Here is a 19,134-nt window from a genome sequence, read left to right on the forward strand (position 1 = left end):
GTCCGGTCGACACTCGGGACATGCCCCAGACGCGGGGCTGCCACGGATCCCAGGAGGAGACATGAAGAAGAGCACTCGGTGGATCATCGGCGGCGGCGCGACCGTGGCGCTGCTGGCCGGCGGCGGCGGCGTCGCCCTGGCCGTGAACGCCGACTCCGAGGACGACCGCCCGGACGTCGCCCTCACCGGCGACGCCCTCGAGCAGGCCAGTGACGCCGCCCTCTCCCACGTCGGCGGAGGTGCGGTCACCGACAGCGAGGTCGGCGACGAGGAGGGCGCCTACGAGGTCGAGGTCACCCTCGACGACGGCAGCGAGGTCGACGTCCACCTCGACGAGGGCTTCACCGTGCTCGGCGACGAGCGCGATGGCGACGAGTCCGATGAGCGGGACGAGCAGGTCACCGGCCGCGATCGTGACGAGGCCGCCGCTGCTGCCCTGGAGGCGGCCGGCGGCGGCACGGTCACCGAGGTCGAGATCGCCGACGACGGCGACACCGGCTACGAGGCCGAGGTGCAGCTCGACGACGGCACGGTCGTCGAGGTGGCCCTCGACGGGGACTTCACCGTCACCGCCGTCCAGAACGACGACGACTGACGTCCGTCGCTCGCCGGGCCGAGGTGGGTGAGGTCCCCTGGCCCGTCCCCCGACACCCCGGTCCGCACGAGGCGGGCCGGGGCGTCGGGGGACAGGCGCTCACCGCAGGTCGTAGCGGTCCAGCTCCATGACCTTCACCCAGGCGGCGGCGAAGTCCTCGGCGAACTTCTCCTGCATGTCGTCGCCCGAGTAGACCTCGACGATGCCGCGCAGGATGGAGTTGGAGTTGAGGACCAGGTCCACAGCGGTAGCCGTGCGGACGACGTTCCCGTCGGCGTCCAGGCCCTCGTAGACGTCCTCGTCCTGCACCGAGGTGCGCCACTGGACGCCCAGGTCCAGCAGGTTGCGGAAGAAGTCCTGCGACAGGACGCCCGGCCGGTCGGTGAACACGCCGTGCTGTAGACCGCCGGTGTTGGCCCCGAGCACCCGCAGGCCGCCGAGGAGCACCACCATCTCCCGCGCGGTCAGCTCCAGCATGTAGGCGCGGTCGATCAGCAGCGTCTCCGGCTCGAGCTTGCTGCCCGGCTGGAGGTGGTTGCGGAAGCCGTCGGCCCGCGGCTCCAGCCAGCGGAAGTTCTCGACGTCGGTCTGCTCCTGGCTGGCGTCGGTGCGGCCGGGGGAGAACGGCACGGTGAGCTGCACGCCGGCGTCGGCCGCGGCCTTCTCCACCGCCGCGGTGCCACCGAGCACGATCAGATCGGCCAGCGAGACCTTCTTGCCGGTCTGGGACTCGAAGTCGCTCTTCACCTGCTCCAGCACCGGCAGCACGTCGGTGACGCCCTGGTTGGCCGCCCAGTTGACCTGCGGCTCCAGGCGGAGCCGCGCACCGTTGGCCCCACCGCGCTTGTCGGTGCCGCGGTAGGACGCCGCCGCCGACCAGGAGGTGTGCACCAGCTGCGACACGGTAAGCCCCGAGCCGAGCAGGCGGGCCTTGAGGTCGGCGATCTCCGCCTCGCCCACGAGCTCGTGGTCGACGGCCGGGACCGGGTCCTGCCAGATGAGCTCCTCGGCCGGCACGTCGGGGCCGACGTAGCGGCTCTTCGGGCCCATGTCGCGGTGCAGCAGCTTGAACCACGCCCGGGCGTACTGGTCCGCGAAGTACTCCGGGTCGTTGTAGAACCGCTCGGAGATCTCGCGGAACCCGGGGTCGGCCATGAGGGCGAGGTCGGTGGTCGCCATCATCGGGGCGTTCTTCTTGCCCTCGATGTGCGCGTCCGGGACGAGCTCCTGCGCCTCGGGGTTCTTCGGCTTCCACTGCTTGGCGCCGGCCGGGCTCTCGGTGAGCTCCCAGTCGTAGCTGAACAGCATCTCGAAGTAGGTGTTGTCCCACGTCGTCGGCGTCGGGGTCCAGGCGCCCTCGAGGCCGCTGGTGATGGTGTCGGCGCCCTTGCCGGTGCCGTACTGGCTGACCCAGCCGATGCCGTTGCCGTGCACCGGGCAGCCCTCGGGCTCGGGGCCGACCAGCTCGGGGTTGCCCGCGCCGTGGGTCTTGCCGAAGGTGTGGCCGCCGGCGATCAGCGCGACGGTCTCCTCGTCGTTCATGCCCATCCGGCTGAAGGTGACGCGGATGTCGTGGGCCGAGGCCAGCGGGTCGGGCTTGCCCTGCGGGCCTTCCGGGTTGACGTAGATCAGGCCCATGGTGACGGCGGCGAGGTGGCCGTCGTCCAGGTCCAGCGGGGCGTCGTCGGCGTAGCGCTCGTCGCCGAGCCAGGTGTCCTCCGGGCCCCAGAAGACCTCACCGGGCTGCCAGTTGTCGGCGCGGCCGAAGGCGAAGCCGAAGGTCTTCAGCCCCATGTCGTCGTGCGCGACGTTGCCGGCGAGCACGAGCAGGTCGGCCCAGGAGAGCGTGCGGCCGTACTTCTGCTTGACCGGCAGCAGCAGCCGGCGGGCCTTGTCCAGGTTGGCGTTGTCCGGCCAGCTGTTCAGCGGGGCGAAGCGCTGCCCGCCCTCGCCACCGCCACCGCGGCCGTCGGCGATGCGGTAGGTGCCCGCGGCGTGCCAGGACATCCGGATGAACAGCGGGCCGTAGTGGCCCCAGTCGGCCGGCCACCAGTCCTGCGAGGTGCGCATGACCTCGACGACGTCGCGCTTGACCGCCTCGACGTCGAGCGTGGCCACGGCGGCCTTGTAGTCGAAGTCGGCGCCGAGCGGGTCGGAGTCCTTTGAGGTCTTGTTCAGCACCTGGACGTCGACCTGGTTGGGCCACCAGTCGCGGGTGGTGCGGGGGCGCCCGTTGGTGGCCGGCTCCGGCGCCTTGATCGCCGGGTTCTCGCTCTCGCTGGTGCTCTCCGACTGGGCCTTGGCGACCTCGGTCTTGTCGTAGTCGGCCGTGCTGACCTGGGACTTGTCGTGTTCGGTCACGGGTTGCCTCTCTCTGCGGGACGGGCGGTGGTGGACGGGGCGGCCGGTGCGGTGGCGCAGGAGCGGCACCGGCCCCAGTAGATGACCTCGGCCTCGTCGACGACGAAGTCGGGTGGCGCGTCACCGGACGGCATCAGGCACGGCGCCGCACCGGTGGCGCAGTCGACGTCGACGATCACGCCGCAGTCCCGGCAGACCAGGTGATGGTGGTTGTCGCCGACGCGTGCCTCGTAGCGGGCGACCGAGCCCTGCGGCTGGATGCGCCGGACGAGGCCCCGGTCGGTGAGCACCCGCAGGACGTCGTAGACCGCCTGGTGGGAGACCGCGTCCAGGCGGGTGCGCGCGGCGCCGATGAGGGCCTCGGTGTCGAGGTGCGGGTGCGCGTGGACGGCGTCCAGGACCGCCAGGCGGGGGCGGGTGACGCGCAGGCCTGCGGTCCGCAGGTCGCGCTCCAGCTCCGCAGGGTCGGGCACGGGCTCATCGTGGCCTGCTCCCTTGAAGCAGTCAAGAAACGCCCGGCCCGTGACGCCCCGTCGCGGTCATGGCGGTCGTGTGACGATCGCGCCGACCACGTGTCCGACGGCAGACGGACGGGCACATCCTCCGGGACAACGGAGAGGGGATCCACATGCTCGGTTTCATCGCACTGCTGCTGGTCCTGTGGCTGGCGTTCGTGGTCATCGGTGCGGTCGTCGAGGGCTTGTTCTGGCTGCTCGTCATCGGTGCCGTGCTCTTCCTAGCGACCGCCGCCTTCGGCTGGATGAAGCGCAACACCAAGGTCTGACCGGACCAGTGCACGGCGGTAGCCTCCGGTCGATGCACCCAGCGGAGCACACCAGTTCCAGTCCACCGGCCCCGGGAGCGGGGCTCGCACACGCTCCCGGCCACGTCCTCCGCGGGATGGCGATGGGCGCCGCCGAAGTCGTCCCGGGGGTCAGCGGGGGCACCGTCGCACTCGTCGTCGGGGTGTACGAACGGCTCATCGACGGTGCCGGGCACGTCGTGACGGCGTTGCGGCTGGCGCTCACCGGACGGTGGGCGCCGGCCCGCACCGAGCTGAACCGGGCGCACTGGCCCACGATCGCCCCGGTGCTGATCGGCATGGCCGTCGCCGTCCTCGTCGCGGCCAGGTTCCTCGAGCCGCTGGTCGAGGAGCACCCGGTCGGGGCGCGGGCGGTCTTCTTCGGGCTGGTGCTGTCCTCGATCGTCGTCCCCGCGCGGATGGTGGGCCGCTGGGCCGGGCGGGACGTCGCGATCGCTGTGCTGGGTGCCGTCGCGGCGTTCCTGCTGACCGGGCTGCCACCCGGAGGCGATGTCGATCCGCCGCTCACGCTGGTCGTCCCCGCTGCCGCGGTGGCCATCTGCGCGCTGGTGCTGCCCGGGGTGTCCGGCTCCTTCCTCCTGCTGACCGTCGGGCTGTACCAACCGACCCTGGCGGCGGTCAACGACCGGGACATCGGCTACCTGGGTGCCTTCGCCCTGGGGGCGGCGCTGGGACTGGGGCTGTTCGTCAAGGCGCTCCAGGCCGCGCTGCGTCGGCACCACGCCCTGACCCTGGCGCTGATGACCGGGCTCATGGCGGGGTCGCTCCGAGCGCTGTGGCCGTGGCAGGAGGAGGACCGCAGCCTGCTGGCCCCCGACGACGGCGCGCTGCCGATGCTCGCCCTCGCCGTCGGCGCCGGGATGGCGGTCACCGCCGCCCTGCTGGTCCAGGGGCGCGTCGAGCGCCGCGCCGCGGCCGCACTCCCAGCGGCGCCCGGCCACACCGATCGCTGACCGCCCGGGTCCCGCGCGGCGGAGGACCCGCTGCCGACTCTCCGCATCGCCCAGCACCCGGCCGCCGACGAGCTGCTGAGCCGCGACCCGCTCGCACTGCTGATCAGCATGCTGCCCCGGGACCAGCAGACGCCCCGCTGCGCCACGTCCCGTCCGTTGGGCTGCGCTCGGCCCGTCAAGGCAGCAGACCGTCTTCCAGCGTGGTGCGCAGCCAGCGTTCGTACCGGTCCGGAGGCCAGCCGCAGTCGACCCGGAACATGTGGTGCAGCTCGGGGCTGGTGAGCGTCCACAGGATGGCGGCTGCCTCCTCTACCGGCATCGCGTCCCGCAGAGGGCTGTTCGACGCGATCCAGCCTGCGATGGTCGTCATGGCCTGGCGCCGCTGGCGATGGTGCAGGTCCTCCCGCAGTGCGGCGACGTCGGCGTCGACCGCGGCAGCGCTGCGCAGCATGTCGTCGACCGGGGCGATCCGCTCGAGCTGGCCGAGGATGCCGTGGGCGAACAGTGCGATCTGCCGGCGTGGATCGGTCTCGGCCCGCATCGTCTGTGGATCAGGTCGCTCCAGCAGCGGGACGTCGGCGTCGTCACCACCGATCACGGTGTCCATCGCCGCCTGCAGCAGCCCGCGCTTGCTCCCGAACAGGTGGAAGACCGTGTCGACCGACACCTGGGCCCCGGCGGCCACCGCGGCCAGGGTCGTGCCGGCGTAGCCCCGGGCGAGGAAGAGCTCGACGGCCGCCGCGATCACCCGGCGACGGGTCGCCCTCGCCCGCTCGGCCCGCAGCGGTGAGCTGTAGGACCGCCGGTTGACAGGCTGCGGCATGGCGAGCACGCTACCTGTATTCGTCCTAGTCCAACTAGGACCGAACTGATGAGAGGTGCCGCATGAGCACCGGATACGCCCTCGCCTACCGCCTCGGCATCACCCCCTGGGAACGCGCGGGACGGGGCGCTGCGGCTCAGTTCACCGCCCTGGTGCACCGGGAGGAGGCCGAGCGGACCCCGCCCTACGGGCTGGCGCTCGACCTCGGCTGTGGGACCGGTGGCCACTCCCTCCAGCTCGCCCAGCGGGGGTGGCGCGTGACCGGGATCGATGCCGTGGGTGCCGCAGTCCGGCAGGCCCGGGCGAGGGCTGCGGAGGACGGGCTGGACGTCAGGTTCCTCGAGGGCGACGTCACCGACCTCCGCCTGGACGAGGTGGGCGAGGTCGCGTTCTTCCTCGACGTCGGGTGTTTCCACGGCTTGACGGAGAGCCAGCGGGCGGTCATGGGAGAGCGGGTCACCGCTGTTGCCGCCCGCGACGCAACGCTGCTGCTGCTGGCCTTCCGGCCCGGACGGCGCCCGCTCCTGCCACGCGGTGCCGGCCGCGGCGACGTCGAGACGGCCTTTCCCGGCTGGACCCTCGCGGACGACGAGCCCGCCGACGTGACCGGGATGCCCGGCCCGCTCAAGCGCACCGCGCCGCACTGGTACCGCCTGCGGCGAGCCTGACGGGGTCGCAGCGTCGGCCGTGCTGCTGGCGCCCGGCAGTCGTCGACCGGGCGAGGACAGCCGGGTCGCGGTCGCGGCGGGTGGGTGCGTCCGGGTCGCGCTGCGGCACGATCTCCGTGTGCCGACCATCCGCATCGCCCAGGACACCGCCGCCGACGAGCTGCTCAGCCGCGATCCGCTCGCGCTGCTGATCGGGATGCTGCTGGACCAGCAGTTCCCGATGGAGCGGGCCTTCGCCGGGCCCCGGCTGCTGGCCGACCGGCTGGGCGTGGAGACGCTGTCGGCGGTGCAGCTCGCCGAGTGCGACCCCGAGGTGCTGCAGCGGCACTTCGCCGGCCCGCCGGCGGTGCACCGCTATCCCGGGTCGATGGCCGGCCGTACCCAGGAGCTCGCACGGGCGCTGGTCGAGCGGTACGACGGCCGGGCCGACGCCGTCTGGGCCGACGTCCCGGACGGTGCCACCCTGCTCCGCCGGCTGCGCGAGCTGCCGGGCTTCGGCGCCCAGAAGGCGGCGATCTTCCTGGCCCTGCTGGGCAAGCAGTGCGGCGTCACCCCGCCCGGCTGGCGCCAGGCCGCCGGCGACTACGGCGAGGAAGGGGCGCGCCGGTCGGTCGCCGACATCACCGACCCGGCGTCACTGGCCGAGGTGCGCACCGTCAAGCAGGCCGCCAAGCAGGCGGCCAAGGAGGCGCGGGCCGGGAAGGCCGGGACCGACTGAGGGGCAGCACGGACGGTCCCGCCGGACCCCTGCATCGCGCACGATCGAGTGGCACCATGGGTCGCAGGAGCCGGGGGCTCCGGGGGCCGGTCGCACCACCCGCATGGGCGATCCAGCCGACCACCGCCGCCCTTCCCCCGGCCGGTCCAGGGAAGGGCGTCCGTGGCCTCCAGCCAGTCCAGCAGCCGCAACGAGCCGGTCCTCATCACCGAGGCCGAGCCCAGCCAGGTCGACCAGCACGCCGCTCGGAAGAAGCGCTACGCGATCACCATGGCGATCCGTGGGGTCAGCCTCGTCCTCGCGGCCATGACCTACACCTACTCCATCTGGTTGATGTCGGTCTTCGCCGTCCTCGGCACGGTGCTGCCGTGGGTCGCCGTGGTCATGGCCAACGACCGGCCGCCGAAGAAGAAGATCGACATGAACCGCTACCGACCGCCGGCGCCGGACCGGATCCTGGAGTCCGGCAGCAGCAGGGCCCGCGTCATCGACATGTGAGTCAGCGGGCGCCGGGCCGTCCCACCACGGTGGCGGCCCGCGCCAGGCCGGCTTCCAGGACGGCCGTCGGGTCGGGGTCCCCGCCCGCCGCCGTCCACGCCGTCAGCACCCCCGCGGTGAAGGCGTCGCCGGCGCCGGTGGTGTCCACCACCGTGGCCGGGTGTGCCGGCCGGTGCACCAGGAGGTCGCCGGCTGCCCACAGCGCGCCGTCGGCGCCCAGGCTGACCACGACCACCGGGTGCCGGGCCGCCAGCTCCCGCGCGGCCGCTGCCGGGTCGGCGCAGCCGGTGAGCAGGCGGGCCTCGTCCGCGTTCGGCACCAGCAGGGTCGCCGCCGCGGTGTCGGCGAGCCACCGGTCGACCCCGTGGCCGGTGAGCGGGCCGGTCGAGGCCGGGTCGACCGAGATCGTGCAGCCGGCCTGCTGCGCCGCCGCCAGGGCGGCCAGCCCGGCGGCGCGCGGACCGGCGTCCAGCAGGGTGTAGCCCGACAGGTGCAGGTGCCCGCCGGTCTCGGGTGCCGGTACGTCGGCGGGCCGCAACGCCAGGTTGGCGCCGCGGTCGGCCAGCATGCTCCGCTCCCCGCCGGGTTCGACCAGGCTGACGATCGTCCCGGTCGACGCCGAGTCGACCACGCGCACCGCCAGGGCCACTCCCGCGGCCGCGAGCTCACGGCGCAGTGTCTCGCCGGCGACGTCCGCGCCCACGCAGCCGACGAGCTGCACCGGGGTTCCGAGCGCCGCCAGGTGCGCGGCCACGTTGGCCCCGGCGCCGCCGCCCCGCGTGGTGATCGACGCCGGCCGGTCCGAACCCGGTGCCGGTGCACTCGCGAGCAGGACGACGACGTCGGTGCAGACGTCGCCCACGACGACGACCGGGGGCGTCGCCACGGCCGGGATCAGCGGGGGAGCGCGGCGAGCTCGGCCGCGATCTGCCCGGCCAGCTCGGCGTTGCGCAGCACCAGTCGCACGTTGACCTCCAGGCTCGCGCCACCGCTGGCCGCGTGCAGGTGCCCGAGGACGAACGGGGTGACGTCCTTGCCGCGCGCCCCGGCGGCGTCGGCCGCGGCCAGCGCGTCGGCGATGACGCGGTCGTGCAGCGCCGGGTCCAGCTGCTGGTCGACCGGGAGCGGGTTGGCCACGACCACCGCGCCGGGAGCGAGCTCCCGCCGGGCGGCGAACACCCGTGCCGCCTCAGCGGCGGAGGCCACCGACCAGTCGACCGGGGAGCCCGAGTCGGCGACGTAGAAGCCGGGGAACCGGTGCGTGCGGTAGCCGACGACGCTGACCGACAGCGACTCCATGCGCTCGAGCGTGGCCGGGACGTCGAGGATCGACTTCACCCCGGCACAGACCACGACCAGCGAGGTCCGCGCCAGCGCCACCAGGTCCGCGGACTCGTCGAAGGTGTCGGCGGCGTGCCGGTGCACCCCGCCGAGCCCGCCGGTGGCGAAGACGCCGATGCCGGCCCGGGCGGCGAGCAGTGCCGTGCTGGAGACCGTGGTGGCCCCGCTGCGCCCCTGTGCGATGGCGATCGGCAGGTCGCGTACCCCGAGCTTGGCGAGCTCCGGGTCGGCGCAGACCCGGTCGACCTCCGCCGCGGTCAGCCCCACGTGGGGCACGCCGTCCAGCACGGCGATGGTGGCCGGCACCGCACCTCCGGCCCGGACGGCGTCCTCGACCTGGTCGGCTGCCCTGCGGTTCTCCGGGCGGGGGAGGCCGTGTGCCAGCAGCGTGCTCTCCAGCGCCACCACCGGCCGGCCTGCGTCGAGCGCGTCGGCGACCTCCGGGGAGAGGACGGCGGTGGACGGGCTGGGGGAGCGGGGGGTCGACGGCACCCTGCCATCATGGGGGGCACCCCGTACGGACCGGACCCCGGTCCGGACCCCCGACCCGAGGGAGCAGACCGTGAGCAGCAGCGACATCCTCGAGCGCCCGGACGTCCGCGAGTCCGACACCGGCAACGCCAACGAGGTCTTCCACTACGTCAAGAAGAACAAGATCGCCGAGAGCGCGGTCATGGGGACGATGGTCGAGGCGCTGTGCGGCGAGGTCTTCCCGGTGACCAAGACCCCCAAGCCCGGCAGCCCGGTGTGCCCGGCCTGCAAGGAGGTCTACAACCAGCTCAAGAAGGAGTAGGAGGACCCTCGCTCCGCTCGGGCCGGGACCCTGCACGTGGGCCGGTCGAGCCCGTGCTGCGCGGACCGACCCGCTACCTCAGGCCGAGCTTCTGCGCCTCGAGCTCGATCTTCGCCGCCCGCCGACGCTGCCGGCGGCGATCGTGCCGGGGGCGCGGGGCCGGCCACCACGCCTCGATGGTGGCGTTCAGCTCGGCGCCCAGGAGCAGGGACATGCCGAGCAGGAAGCAGAACAGCAGCGCGGCGATCGGCGCGGCCAGCGCACCGTAGGGCAGGGCCACGGTGAGGATGTCGGCCACGTAGCTGCGCAGCACCACCGCTGCGCCGATGAAGAAGACGACGGCGAACAGCCCGCCGACCAGGTGCCGGTGCCACGGGAGCCGCCGCGGCAGGATCACGTGGTAGAAGCTCGTCAGCCCCAGGACCAGGGCGATGACGACCAGCGGCCAGTACACGGCGTTGACCAGCAGCGCGGCGGTGCCCTGCCAGTCGGTGGGCATGAGCGCGACCAGCGTCCCGCGGCCGAGCACCAGCAGCGGCAGCGTGAGCACGGCCAGCACCAGCCCGATGATGAACAGCCACAGCGCCATGAGCCGGGTCCTGATCGGGCCCCGCACGTCCCGCTGGTCGTAGGCGATGACCACGGTGTTGAGGAACGTCGCCGTCGCCGAGGACCCGGCCCACAGCGAGATCACGAAGCCGATGCTGACGATCTCCAGCCGGCCGGAGTTGAGGATGTCGTTCAGGGTCGGCTGCACCAGGTCGGCCACCACGCCGGGGGTCAGCGCCTCCGCGGACGCGCTGACCAGCTCCGTCTCGATCTGGCGCACCGCATCCTCGCCGATCCACGAGCCGAGGTAGCCCAGGGAGCCCAGCAGCCCGATGAGCAGCGGGGGGACCGAGAGGATCTGCCAGAAGGCCGCCTCCGCGGACAACCCCAGGATGCGGTCGTTCCACGCCTTGGCCAGCGTGCGGCCGAGCACCTGGAGCGGCACCCGCAGCGGCGTCGGCAGCCGGCCGACCAGCCCGCGCCGGGGTGGCTCCTGAGCGCTCCCGGACCTCTGCTCGGTGGGCTGATCGGTCACCGGTGGGGTCTCGACGGTGTCGCCGTCCAGGTCACCGGCGCGCGCCGGTGAGCTGCGGGGGACGACGGAGGCCACGGGTCCAGTGTGCACGGCCAGGCTGCTCGGAGTGCCTCGGTGTCCGCCCTCGACGTCAGCCGGCCGGGGCGGGCGGCGGGGTGGTCGGCGTGGTGGCCGGCGGGCCGGCCGGCGCCGCACCGCCTGCTGCCGGGTCCGCGGCAGCAGGGTCGGCGGGCGGCGCGGGCGGGGGCACGCAGTGGATGATCGCCTCGGCCGCGTAGCGGGTCTCGAAGTCCTCCCGGCGCAGCTCGGCCTGGCTGGCGAGGTCCCGGAACACCCGGGTCACGGTGATGTCGAAGCCGCGCGACCCCGACTGGGGCGTGCAGTTCCCCTCGTCCACCTTCTCCTGGACGGCGGGCTCCCGGATGTTGCGGCGCTCGCTGCTGATCGACTCGATGTCGTAGTACTTCGTGCCCCAGAAGGTGACCGTGAGGGAGCTGGGGGTCCACTCGGTCTGCACGTAGATGCCGGTGTCGGTGTCGTTGCGCCACTTGAGGTCGATCTGACCCTCGTAGACCGTGGCCTCACGTCCCGCCGGGTAGCGGCTGATGTAGAAGCTGTGCGGCTTGTGGTAGACGTCCTCCAGCCCCGCGAAGAACACCGTGTTGAACATGGTGGTCGCGAACTGGCTGATCCCACCGCCCACCGCCTTGGACAGCTCGCCGCCGCTGATCACCGCCGCCGGGACATAGCCCTGCGCCGTGCCGCGGGGACCGGTGTACCCGTTGAGGCTGAAGGTCTCGCCCGGTCGGACGAGGGCACCGTCGACCTCCGCCGCCACGACTCGGATGTTCGTGCCACTGGCCTGGTTGGTGAACTCGGTGGTGAAGGAGCTGACCTTCTCGGTGATCCCCAGCGCCTGCGCCTGCTCGGTCGTGAGGGAGGCCGGCACCGGGCCGAGCACGCCGGTGACCGTGCGCGGAGCCGGCTCGGTGAGCACCGGGAGCAGCTGGTCGGCCAGCTGGGCCGGGTTGATGCCCTGGCCGTCGACCGACGGGACGACGGCGATCGTGTCACCGGAGACCTCGAACCGGGCGTCCTGGGCGGGGGAGCCGAAGACGCCGAAGGCCTCGCCCATCTGCGCCTGCAGCGTCGCCGGGTCGACGGCGACGGCGAGGGTGCCGTCGTCCTGCGGGGTGAACGTCAGCGACGCGGCGATCGCGGTGACCGGGACCTCCACGGACTCCGAGCCGGCGGGGCCGACCACGGTGACCGGCGCCGAGAGCGCCGGGACGACCGTCTCCTCCAGCACCCGCGCGGCCTCCTCGGCCGCCACCTGCACCTCGGTCACGTCGACCGGGAGCTCGATCGGATCGTCGACCGCGCCACCGGCGGCCAGCGTCGCGGTGATCGCCTCTGCGGCGCCCGCCCGGTCGAGGGTGCGGCCGTCGACCGGCTCCACGAGCGTCGGTTCGGTGCCGTCGAGGGTGATCGTCGCGTCGACCGGCGCCCGGTCGACGGTGGCGGCGAGCTGCTCGACCTGTGCGGCCAGCGCCGTCTCGTCGGCGGTGAGGACGGCGTCGACGTCGCGATCGGTGAACAGCGAGGTGAGCCGGGTCCACGGGTTGAGGGGCTGGTCGTCGACGGCGTCCACGGTGGCCGGCACGTCCAGGGCGATCCCCGCCGACGCCGGGTGCAGCACGCCCGTCACGTCGTCGGCCACCACCGGGTGGTCGGCGGCGACCTTCGGCGCCAGGTCGCCCTCCAGCCGCTGTGCGGCGGCAGCGGGGGAGAGGCCGCTCACGTCGACGCCGCCGACGACCGTCCCGCGGGGGACGTCGCCTCCGGCGAGGGCCAGGTCGGCGCCGTAGAGGACGCCCAGGGTGAGGAGGACGGCCACAGGCACCAGCACCCTGCGTCGGCGCCACGCGGGGGCGTTGTCCCCGTCCCCGTCGCTGCCGTCGCTGTCGTCCCCGGCGCCGGTGGGGCGCGTCGGCGGCGGCCCGCCCGGAGCGCTCGGGGCGCCAGCGGGTGAGGACCCGGTCGGGGCCGTCGGGTGCGCCGCGTCGCCGTTGTCCGCGGGTCCGGCGGCTGGGGTGTCGACGCGGGGGACCACGGCGGTGTCCTCGACCGCGGACCCGACCACGGGGGCGTCCGCAGCCGTGGGGGAGTCGGCCGGCGAGGTCGTCTCGGCCGCTGGGGTGGGTGACCCGGGGACCTGAGGCTGCTCCGGTGCGGCGGGCGGCGGGGGGCCGTCTGCCTCGACGGGAGGGCCGATCACCTGGGTGTCCCCGGGCTGCGGGGAGTCCTCTGACGGCTCGCCGTCTGCGGGGGGCTGGGTGTCCACGGGCTGTCCGGGGTCCCCGGGCTGTTCGGCGTCCGCTCGCTGCTCGGCGTCTGCGGGCTGCTCGGCGTCCGTGGATGGCTGGGGGGCGGCGCCCTCAGCGGTGCCGGCGGGTGCCAGCGGCTCGGCCGCGGCCGAGGGGTCGGCGTCGGCGGGCCCGGCCTTGGTCGGGGCCGGCGGTGCGGGCGGCGCCGGGCGGCTGCTGCCGACGGTGCCGTCGGGCTGCAGGCGCACGGTGTCCGAGACCCCGCGGGGTTCCTGCGGCATCGGTCGATCTCCGGATCGCGGGGGACCGGTGGCCGGTCCCGACGACGACGAAGCCGCCGACCCCCCGGTCCCGCGGTGCGGGTCCGGGCTGTCGGCGGCTTCGTCGGGTGAGGGCTTCATCGCTGGCGCGACGATAGTTGGCCCACTCAGTTGGAGAGGCGCGCCTCGCCGTCCGTCTCGATGATGTCGGCCGCGATGTCGCGGAGCTTGTCCTCGTACTCGCGTGCGTGGTGTCCACAGAAGACGAGGTCACTCCCACTCGGGAGGACCACTCGCACCTTGGCCAGAGCACCGCAACGGTCGCAGTGGAAGGGAACGACGAGTTCTTCGGTGGGCGGGGTCGTCGTCAGCGTCTGGGTCATCTGGCTCATCACTCGCTCTCTACCGCACGGACCCGCGGCTGCGGATCGGCCTCCTGCACAGCGCCAGGATGGCCCCTCGTGTTCCCGATCCTGCGCCTGTTGTGCACGGACTCGCCGAATGAGATGCGGCCGTGACACTCGAGGTGCGGGTGGAGCGGGTCAGCAGGGGACGTCACTGGTTCGGAACTGGGTCCGGATGGTGCACGTGCTGGGTGGTGCTGTCACCGGCTGGCGGTGTGTGGGTCCGCTGCTGTTCTGACGTGCCCCACGCTACGCCGTCTACCCGATGCGTGCCGCCGCACACCGCCGCGTCACCCGATGGGAGCGGTCGACCCGCTCGCGCGCCGGACACGCCAGCGGCCGGTGACCCGTTCGGGTCACCGGCCGCAGCAGACGTGCTGGAGCGGCCCCGCAGGACGAGAGGGCTCCGCCCGGCCCCCTCCAGGGGCCCGCCCTGAGCGTGCGAAGGGTGGGGAGGAGGGGGTGTTCCCTCAGTCCAGGTAGTCGCGCAGGACCTGGGAGCGGCTGGGGTGGCGCAGCTTGGACATCGTCTTGGACTCGATCTGGCGGATCCGCTCGCGGGTGACCCCGTAGACCTGGCCGATCTCGTCCAGGGTGCGCGGCTGGCCGTCGGTGAGCCCGAACCGCAGCCGGACGACGCCGGCCTCCCGCTCCGACAGCGTCTGCAGCACGGACGTCAGCTGGTCCTGCATCAGGGTGAAGCTGACCGCGTCCACGGCCACGACGGCCTCGGAGTCCTCGATGAAGTCACCGAGCTGGCTGTCGCCCTCATCGCCGATGGTCTGGTCCAGGCTGATCGGCTCCCGGGCGTACTGCTGGATCTCCAGCACCTTCTCCGGGGTGATGTCCATCTCCTTGGCCAGCTCCTCCGGCGTGGGCTCACGGCCCAGGTCCTGGAGCAGCTCGCGCTGGATGCGGCCGAGCTTGTTGATGACCTCGACCATGTGCACCGGGATGCGGATGGTGCGGGCCTGGTCGGCCATCGCCCGGGTGATCGCCTGCCGGATCCACCAGGTGGCGTAGGTGGAGAACTTGTAGCCCTTGGTGTAGTCGAACTTCTCCACCGCGCGGATCAGTCCGAGGTTGCCCTCCTGGATCAGGTCCAGGAACGCCATCCCGCGGCCGGTGTAGCGCTTGGCGAGGGAGACCACCAAGCGGAGGTTGGCCTCCAGCAGGTGGTTCTTCGCGCGCTCACCGTCCCGGACGATCCAGTTGAGGTCCCGGCGCATCTGCGGGGAGAGCTTCTGGCCGTCCTCCTCGACCTGGCGGAGCCGCTCGGCGCCGTAGAGGCCGGCCTCGATCCGCTTGGCGAGGTCGACCTCCTCCTCGGCGGTGAGCAGGGCGACCTTGCCGATCTGCTTGAGGTAGGCGCGGACGGAGTCGGCCGACGCGGTGAGCTCGGCGTCCTTGCGGGCCTGCCGCAGCGCCTCGGACTCCTCCTCGTCGTCCCACTCGAAGTCGCCGCTGGTCTCGGCGTCCTTCTCCTCGGTCTCGGCGACGGCGACGCCGTCCTTGCCGGTCACGACGGTCTCGTCGAGCTTGAGGCCCGCGGCGCCGGCGTCGACCACGGCGACGGCCGACCCGTCGGAGGCGACGGCGGTCAGGACGGTGCCCTCGCCGGTGCCCGGGGAGGGGCTGATCGTCGGCTTGCGGGAGGCGGCCTTCTTCGCCGGGGCCCTCTTGGCCGGGGCCTTCTTGGCTGCCGCGGTCACCGGCGCGGTGGTCGACGACGCGGCGCTGGCACGAGCGGCGACCGTCCTGCTGCGACTCTGGCTGCTCACCGTGGTCGCGTCCGGTCCTGGCTGGTCGGCGGGCACTCGGGGTTCCTTCCCGTACTACTGCGGTGCGTTCCTGGAGGGCCGTGGTGGCCCGCGGGCAGCGGCCCGGACGATGCTCGGACGGTCACGGGGCCACCGACGGACCGGACGAGACACACGCCGTGCGGGGTTTCGACCGGGCTGCGAGTGGGGATGACCTACTGGCTGGGGGAGCTTCGCGGTGGGGCGTTCCCATTGTAACGACGGGCACGCGACGGTCCACTGGTTCTGTCCGCGCGCGGCTCGATGACCAGCACGGTCCCCGCCCCAGGCGGGCAGGGGACGGCCGACGTCAGACCGTCGTCACTGACCGATGTGCTGCTCGGCCGCGAGCGCCGCGCCGACGATCCCGGCGTCGTTGAGCAGCTCGGCGGCGACGACCCGGGTCCGGGTGGACAGCAGCGGCACCCACTTCTCCGCCTTCTTGCTCACCCCGCCGCCGACGATGATCAGGTCGGGCCAGAGGCTGGCCTCCAGTGTGTCGAGGTACCGGTCCACGCGCTTGGCCCACTGCGGGTAGCTGAGCCCCTCGCGCTCCCGGGCCGACGCCGACGCGCGCTTCTCGCCGTCCTGGCCGTCGACCTCGATGTGGCCGAACTCGGTGTTCGGCACCAGGGTGCCGTCGATGAACAGCGCGCTGCCGATGCCGGTGCCGAAGGTGAGCATCAGCACCAGACCGCGCTCGCCCCGGCCGGCGCCGTAGGCCATCTCGGCGATGCCGGCGGCGTCGGCGTCGTTGAGCGTCTGGACGGTGCCGGGGATGACCGCCTCGAGTCCGGCGGCCATGTCGGTGCCGATCCAGCTCTTGTCCATGTTGGCGGCGGTGAAGGCCTCGCCGTGCTTCATCACCCCCGGGTAGGTGACGCCGATGCGTCCCTCCCACCCGAACTGCCCGACGATGTCGGCCACGACGCCGTAGACCGGGTCGGGCAGGGCCGGCTGCGGGGTCGGGATGCGCACCCGTTCCCCGACCAGCTCGCCCCTGTCCAGGTCGACCACACAGCCCTTGATGCCGCTGCCACCGATGTCCACTCCGAAGCCCTGCACGGGAGGCAGGCTAGCGACCCGCGCCGCGGACGGCGCACAGGTCGGGCAGGATCGCTCTCCGTGATGACCTCCGGCACCCCCGTGCCCGACCTGTCCACCGAACTGCTGGAGCTGGCCCGGGCCACCGCCGAGGAGGCCGCGATCCTCGTCGGGGCGGGCCGCAGCAGCGCCGCGGAGCAGGTCGACACCAAGTCCAGCCCGGTCGACGTCGTGACCGCCGTCGACACCGCCAGCGAGGAGCTCATCGTGCGCCGGCTGCTCGAGGCCCGGCCGGACGACGGGGTGCTGGGGGAGGAGGGCGCGTCCCGTACGGGCACCAGCGGCGTCCGCTGGGTGGTCGACCCGATCGACGGCACCGTGAACTTCCTCTACGGCCTGCCCGCCTACGCCGTCTCCATCGCCGGCGAGGTGGATGGCCGCACCGAGGTCGGCGTGGTGCTCAACGTCGGCACCGGCGAGCTGTTCACCGCGGTCCGCGGTCGGGGCGCGTGGCTCACCGCCCCGGGGGCGGCAGCGATGCAGCTGCACGGCAGCTCGCCGGCCTCGCTGGAGCAGACCCTGGTGGCGACCGGCTTCGGGTACCGGGTGGAGCAGCGCCGCGCCCAGGGCACGGTCGTCGCGCAGCTGCTCCCCGAGGTGCGGGACATCCGCCGCTGGGGGTGCGCCTCGCTGGACCTGTGCGCGGCAGCGGCAGGCCGGGTGGACGCCTACTACGAGCTGGACCTCAAGCCCTGGGACCACGCGGCCGGCGCGCTCATCGCCGCGGAGGCAGGGCTGGTCGTCACCGGGACGGGTGGCCGCCCCTTCGCCGAGCCGATGGCGGTCGCGGTGGCCGAGTCGGTCGCCGAGCCCCTGCTCGCGCTGCTGGACCGGCTGCACGCCGCCGGCTGACCGGGGACGCGCGGCGGGTCAGCAGTCCGCTTCGGCGCTCGCCGCCTCGAGCAGTGCGGCGGCGACCTCCTCCTCGCTGGCCAGGCCGGCGAAGTCCGGCCCGATCACGAAGTCGACGACGCCGGTGGAGCGGGTGTCGACGCGGTTGGTGGCGCCGGGCAGGTACAGCCGCAGGAAGTCGGCGGCCTCCCGTCCCGGGCCGGCGAACCGCAGCTCCCCGACCCCGGTCACGTCGGCGGTGCTGGGGTCGTTGGCGGTCTCGGTGACGACGAACCCGCGGCTCTCCAGGGTCGTGGTGACCTCACCGGCCAGTCCGGGGGTGTCCGTGGCGTTGTAGACCCTGAGCGACACCGTGGCCGGGTCCAGCTCGGTCGGCACGTTGCTGGCGCTGCTGCAGACGGCTTCCTCGGCCTGCTCCCGGGCCCGCTCGTCGCTGAGCACGTTCCACCACACGCCCATGGCGGCCAGGGCGAGCACCAGCAGGAACACCAGGGCGGGCACCGGCCGGCGGTTGCGGCGCGGGGCGTCGGTCCCGCGCTCGGCGGTGTCGTCGGCGAGCTCGGTCACTGGGTCCTCACGGCGGCCGGCACGTACACGCAGACGACCCTAGCGGCGTCCGGAGCGGCTACAGCGCACCGTCCTCGAGTGCGGCGCGTCCCAGCTCCACGCAGGGGTCGATCTTGTCGGCGTAGCCGGTGGTGTCCTTGCCGGCCATCGCGCCGGCCGCCGACCGGGCCACGATGCCGGCGACGATCGCGGCGAACTTGAAGTAGGCGAAGCCCACGTACCAGTTCAGGTCCGACAGGTCGGCGCCGCTGCTGGCGGCGTACCGCTCGGCCAGCTCCAGCCGGGTCGGGAAGCCGGGCAGCGTGGTGACCTGCGAGACCGAGACGGCCCGCTCCTCGCCGGCCTGCGGCCAGTAGACGAAGAGCATCCCCAGGTCGGTGAGCGGGTCGCCCAGCGTGGACATCTCCCAGTCCAGGACGGCGCGCACCCGGCCGGGGGTCTGCGGGTCCAGCAGGCAGTTGTCCAGCCGGTAGTCGCCGTGCGTGATGCCCGTGCGCCGGGTGGCGGGCACCGTCTCGGCCAGCCGGGCGGCCAGTGCGTCCAGCGCCGGCCGGTCGGTGTCGCGGGTGGCGTCCCACTGCTTGGTCCAGCGGCGCACCTGTCGCTCCAGGAACCCCTCAGGGCGGCCGAAGTCGCTCAGCCCGACCGCGGTGGGGTCGACGGCGTGCAGGGCGGCGAGGGTGTCCATCAGGCCGTCGGCGACCGCTCCACGCTGGACCGGCTCGTCGGCGTACCCGGGCGGCAGCTCGGTGACCACGTGCACGCCGACCACGCGTTCCATCACGTAGAACGGGGCGCCCAGCACGGAGGTGTCGGTGGCCAGGTGCAACGTGCGCGGCACCGGCACCGGGGTGCCGGCCAGCGCGGAGATCACCCGGTGCTCGCGCACCATGTCGTGGGCGGTGGCCAGCACCGCACCCGTCGGCGGCCGGCGCAGGATCACCGCGTCGTCCTCCGGGCCGCCCTCCGGCGTCACCACGTACGTGAGGTTCGACATGCCCGCGGCGATCAGCTCGACCCGGACCGATCGCCACTTCTCGTGCCCGAGAGCAGTCGCCAGGTAGGGGCCGACGACCCCCGGATCAGCACCCACTGGAGTCCCCACGGCGGCAGGGTAGCCTCTGGCGCTCCTCGGCTCGGCCGGCCTCCCGGAGGTCCCGATGT

At 73.4% G+C, this 19,134-nt stretch carries 20 protein-coding genes; 8 read left to right on the forward strand and 12 right to left on the reverse strand.

Annotation, left to right across the window (positions count from 1 at the left end; all coding sequences use genetic code 11):
- Positions 1–61 precede the first annotated feature (61 nt).
- Positions 62–595, forward strand: a complete 534-nt coding sequence (locus O2W15_RS22880) for a PepSY domain-containing protein (protein WP_269181133.1) — start codon at positions 62–64, stop codon at positions 593–595.
- A 99-nt stretch (positions 596–694) separates the two neighbouring features.
- Here the strand turns inward: O2W15_RS22880 and katG are convergent, their stop codons facing one another.
- Both katG and O2W15_RS22890 read right to left on the reverse strand, forming a co-directional pair.
- Positions 695–2,956 carry a catalase/peroxidase HPI gene (katG, locus tag O2W15_RS22885; protein WP_269181134.1) on the reverse strand — a complete coding sequence of 754 codons (2,262 nt, stop codon included), beginning with the start codon at positions 2,954–2,956 and terminating at the stop codon, positions 695–697.
- Complete coding sequence (locus O2W15_RS22890) at positions 2,953–3,429, reverse strand: Fur family transcriptional regulator (RefSeq protein WP_269163870.1); 477 nt, start codon at positions 3,427–3,429, stop codon at positions 2,953–2,955. Before O2W15_RS22890 ends, katG begins: the two co-directional genes overlap by 4 nt.
- A 155-nt stretch (positions 3,430–3,584) precedes the next feature.
- Here O2W15_RS22890 and O2W15_RS22895 point away from each other — a divergent pair, with 155 nt between their 5' ends.
- Complete coding sequence (locus tag O2W15_RS22895; RefSeq protein WP_269181135.1) at positions 3,585–3,740, forward strand: hypothetical protein; 156 nt, start codon at positions 3,585–3,587, stop codon at positions 3,738–3,740.
- A 122-nt stretch (positions 3,741–3,862) separates the two neighbouring features.
- Complete coding sequence (locus tag O2W15_RS22900; RefSeq protein WP_269181136.1) at positions 3,863–4,732, forward strand: DUF368 domain-containing protein; 870 nt, start codon at positions 3,863–3,865, stop codon at positions 4,730–4,732.
- Positions 4,733–4,907: 175 nt separating this feature from the next.
- Here O2W15_RS22900 and O2W15_RS22905 read toward each other — a convergent pair whose 3' ends face one another.
- On the reverse strand, positions 4,908–5,555 hold the full coding sequence (locus O2W15_RS22905; protein ID WP_269163873.1) for a TetR/AcrR family transcriptional regulator: 648 nt from the start codon (positions 5,553–5,555) through the stop codon (positions 4,908–4,910).
- Positions 5,556–5,617: 62 nt separating this feature from the next.
- Between O2W15_RS22905 and O2W15_RS22910 the strand changes: the two genes are divergently transcribed.
- From O2W15_RS22910 to O2W15_RS22920, 3 genes are all read left to right on the forward strand, one after another.
- Positions 5,618–6,223, forward strand: coding sequence for a class I SAM-dependent methyltransferase (locus O2W15_RS22910; protein WP_269181137.1), 606 nt, complete (start codon positions 5,618–5,620; stop codon positions 6,221–6,223).
- 118 nt (positions 6,224–6,341) lie between these two features.
- Entirely contained in the window at positions 6,342–6,941 is a 600-nt protein-coding gene (locus O2W15_RS22915) for an HhH-GPD-type base excision DNA repair protein (protein WP_269163876.1), read from the forward strand.
- A gap of 162 nt (positions 6,942–7,103) precedes the next feature.
- Entirely contained in the window at positions 7,104–7,439 is a 336-nt protein-coding gene (locus O2W15_RS22920; protein ID WP_269181138.1) for a DUF3099 domain-containing protein, read from the forward strand.
- 1 nt (position 7,440) lies between these two features.
- Here O2W15_RS22920 and O2W15_RS22925 read toward each other — a convergent pair whose 3' ends face one another.
- The gene (locus O2W15_RS22925; protein ID WP_269181139.1) at positions 7,441–8,325 is read right to left on the reverse strand and encodes a carbohydrate kinase family protein; all 885 of its coding nucleotides are present in this window, start codon (positions 8,323–8,325) and stop codon (positions 7,441–7,443) included.
- Between the two features lie 8 nt (positions 8,326–8,333).
- Positions 8,334–9,272, reverse strand: a complete 939-nt coding sequence (locus O2W15_RS22930) for a pseudouridine-5'-phosphate glycosidase (RefSeq protein WP_269181140.1) — start codon at positions 9,270–9,272, stop codon at positions 8,334–8,336.
- 70 nt (positions 9,273–9,342) lie between these two features.
- Between O2W15_RS22930 and O2W15_RS22935 the strand changes: the two genes are divergently transcribed.
- The gene (locus O2W15_RS22935) at positions 9,343–9,573 is read left to right on the forward strand and encodes a DUF3039 domain-containing protein (protein WP_269163880.1); all 231 of its coding nucleotides are present in this window, start codon (positions 9,343–9,345) and stop codon (positions 9,571–9,573) included.
- Between the two features lie 73 nt (positions 9,574–9,646).
- On the opposite strand, the gene O2W15_RS22940 is transcribed toward O2W15_RS22935, so the two are convergent.
- The 5 genes from O2W15_RS22940 to ppgK form a co-directional block, all read right to left on the reverse strand.
- Complete coding sequence (locus O2W15_RS22940) at positions 9,647–10,732, reverse strand: YihY/virulence factor BrkB family protein (RefSeq protein ID WP_269163881.1); 1,086 nt, start codon at positions 10,730–10,732, stop codon at positions 9,647–9,649.
- 55 nt (positions 10,733–10,787) lie between these two features.
- Complete coding sequence (locus O2W15_RS22945; RefSeq protein ID WP_269181141.1) at positions 10,788–13,265, reverse strand: VanW family protein; 2,478 nt, start codon at positions 13,263–13,265, stop codon at positions 10,788–10,790.
- Between the two features lie 146 nt (positions 13,266–13,411).
- Positions 13,412–13,636 (reverse strand): DUF7455 domain-containing protein, encoded by a 225-nt coding sequence (locus tag O2W15_RS22950; RefSeq protein WP_231558401.1) that lies wholly within the window; start codon positions 13,634–13,636, stop codon positions 13,412–13,414.
- 482 nt (positions 13,637–14,118) lie between these two features.
- Complete coding sequence (locus O2W15_RS22955) at positions 14,119–15,465, reverse strand: RNA polymerase sigma factor (protein WP_269181142.1); 1,347 nt, start codon at positions 15,463–15,465, stop codon at positions 14,119–14,121.
- 303 nt (positions 15,466–15,768) lie between these two features.
- Positions 15,769–16,512, reverse strand: a complete 744-nt coding sequence (ppgK, locus tag O2W15_RS22960) for a polyphosphate--glucose phosphotransferase (RefSeq protein ID WP_269165215.1) — start codon at positions 16,510–16,512, stop codon at positions 15,769–15,771.
- Between the two features lie 63 nt (positions 16,513–16,575).
- Here ppgK and O2W15_RS22965 point away from each other — a divergent pair, with 63 nt between their 5' ends.
- Positions 16,576–17,403, forward strand: a complete 828-nt coding sequence (locus tag O2W15_RS22965; protein WP_269181143.1) for an inositol monophosphatase family protein — start codon at positions 16,576–16,578, stop codon at positions 17,401–17,403.
- Positions 17,404–17,421: 18 nt separating this feature from the next.
- On the opposite strand, the gene O2W15_RS22970 is transcribed toward O2W15_RS22965, so the two are convergent.
- Positions 17,422–17,970 (reverse strand): LytR C-terminal domain-containing protein, encoded by a 549-nt coding sequence (locus O2W15_RS22970; protein ID WP_269165213.1) that lies wholly within the window; start codon positions 17,968–17,970, stop codon positions 17,422–17,424.
- 58 nt (positions 17,971–18,028) lie between these two features.
- Entirely contained in the window at positions 18,029–19,075 is a 1,047-nt protein-coding gene (locus tag O2W15_RS22975) for a phosphotransferase family protein (RefSeq protein WP_269181144.1), read from the reverse strand.
- Between the last annotated feature and the right edge of the window lie 59 nt (positions 19,076–19,134).

The sequence above is a fragment of the Modestobacter sp. VKM Ac-2979 genome (genome assembly GCF_026967995.1).
In the GTDB taxonomy this organism is placed as follows: domain Bacteria; phylum Actinomycetota; class Actinomycetes; order Mycobacteriales; family Geodermatophilaceae; genus Modestobacter.

Bases quoted from the DNA above. Each gene is read 5' to 3' on its own strand.
- O2W15_RS22900 (WP_269181136.1), top strand. From the start codon at position 3,863: ATGGGCGCCGCCGAAGTCGTCCCGGGGGTCAGCGGGGGCACCGTCGCA.
- O2W15_RS22895 (WP_269181135.1), top strand. From the start codon at position 3,585: ATGCTCGGTTTCATCGCACTGCTGCTGGTCCTGTGGCTGGCGTTCGTG.
- O2W15_RS22950 (WP_231558401.1), bottom strand. From the start codon at position 13,636: ATGAGCCAGATGACCCAGACGCTGACGACGACCCCGCCCACCGAAGAA.
- O2W15_RS22905 (WP_269163873.1), bottom strand. From the start codon at position 5,555: ATGCCGCAGCCTGTCAACCGGCGGTCCTACAGCTCACCGCTGCGGGCC.
- O2W15_RS22910 (WP_269181137.1), top strand. From the start codon at position 5,618: ATGAGCACCGGATACGCCCTCGCCTACCGCCTCGGCATCACCCCCTGG.
- O2W15_RS22965 (WP_269181143.1), top strand. From the start codon at position 16,576: ATGACCTCCGGCACCCCCGTGCCCGACCTGTCCACCGAACTGCTGGAG.
- O2W15_RS22880 (WP_269181133.1), top strand. From the start codon at position 62: ATGAAGAAGAGCACTCGGTGGATCATCGGCGGCGGCGCGACCGTGGCG.
- O2W15_RS22945 (WP_269181141.1), bottom strand. From the start codon at position 13,265: ATGCCGCAGGAACCCCGCGGGGTCTCGGACACCGTGCGCCTGCAGCCC.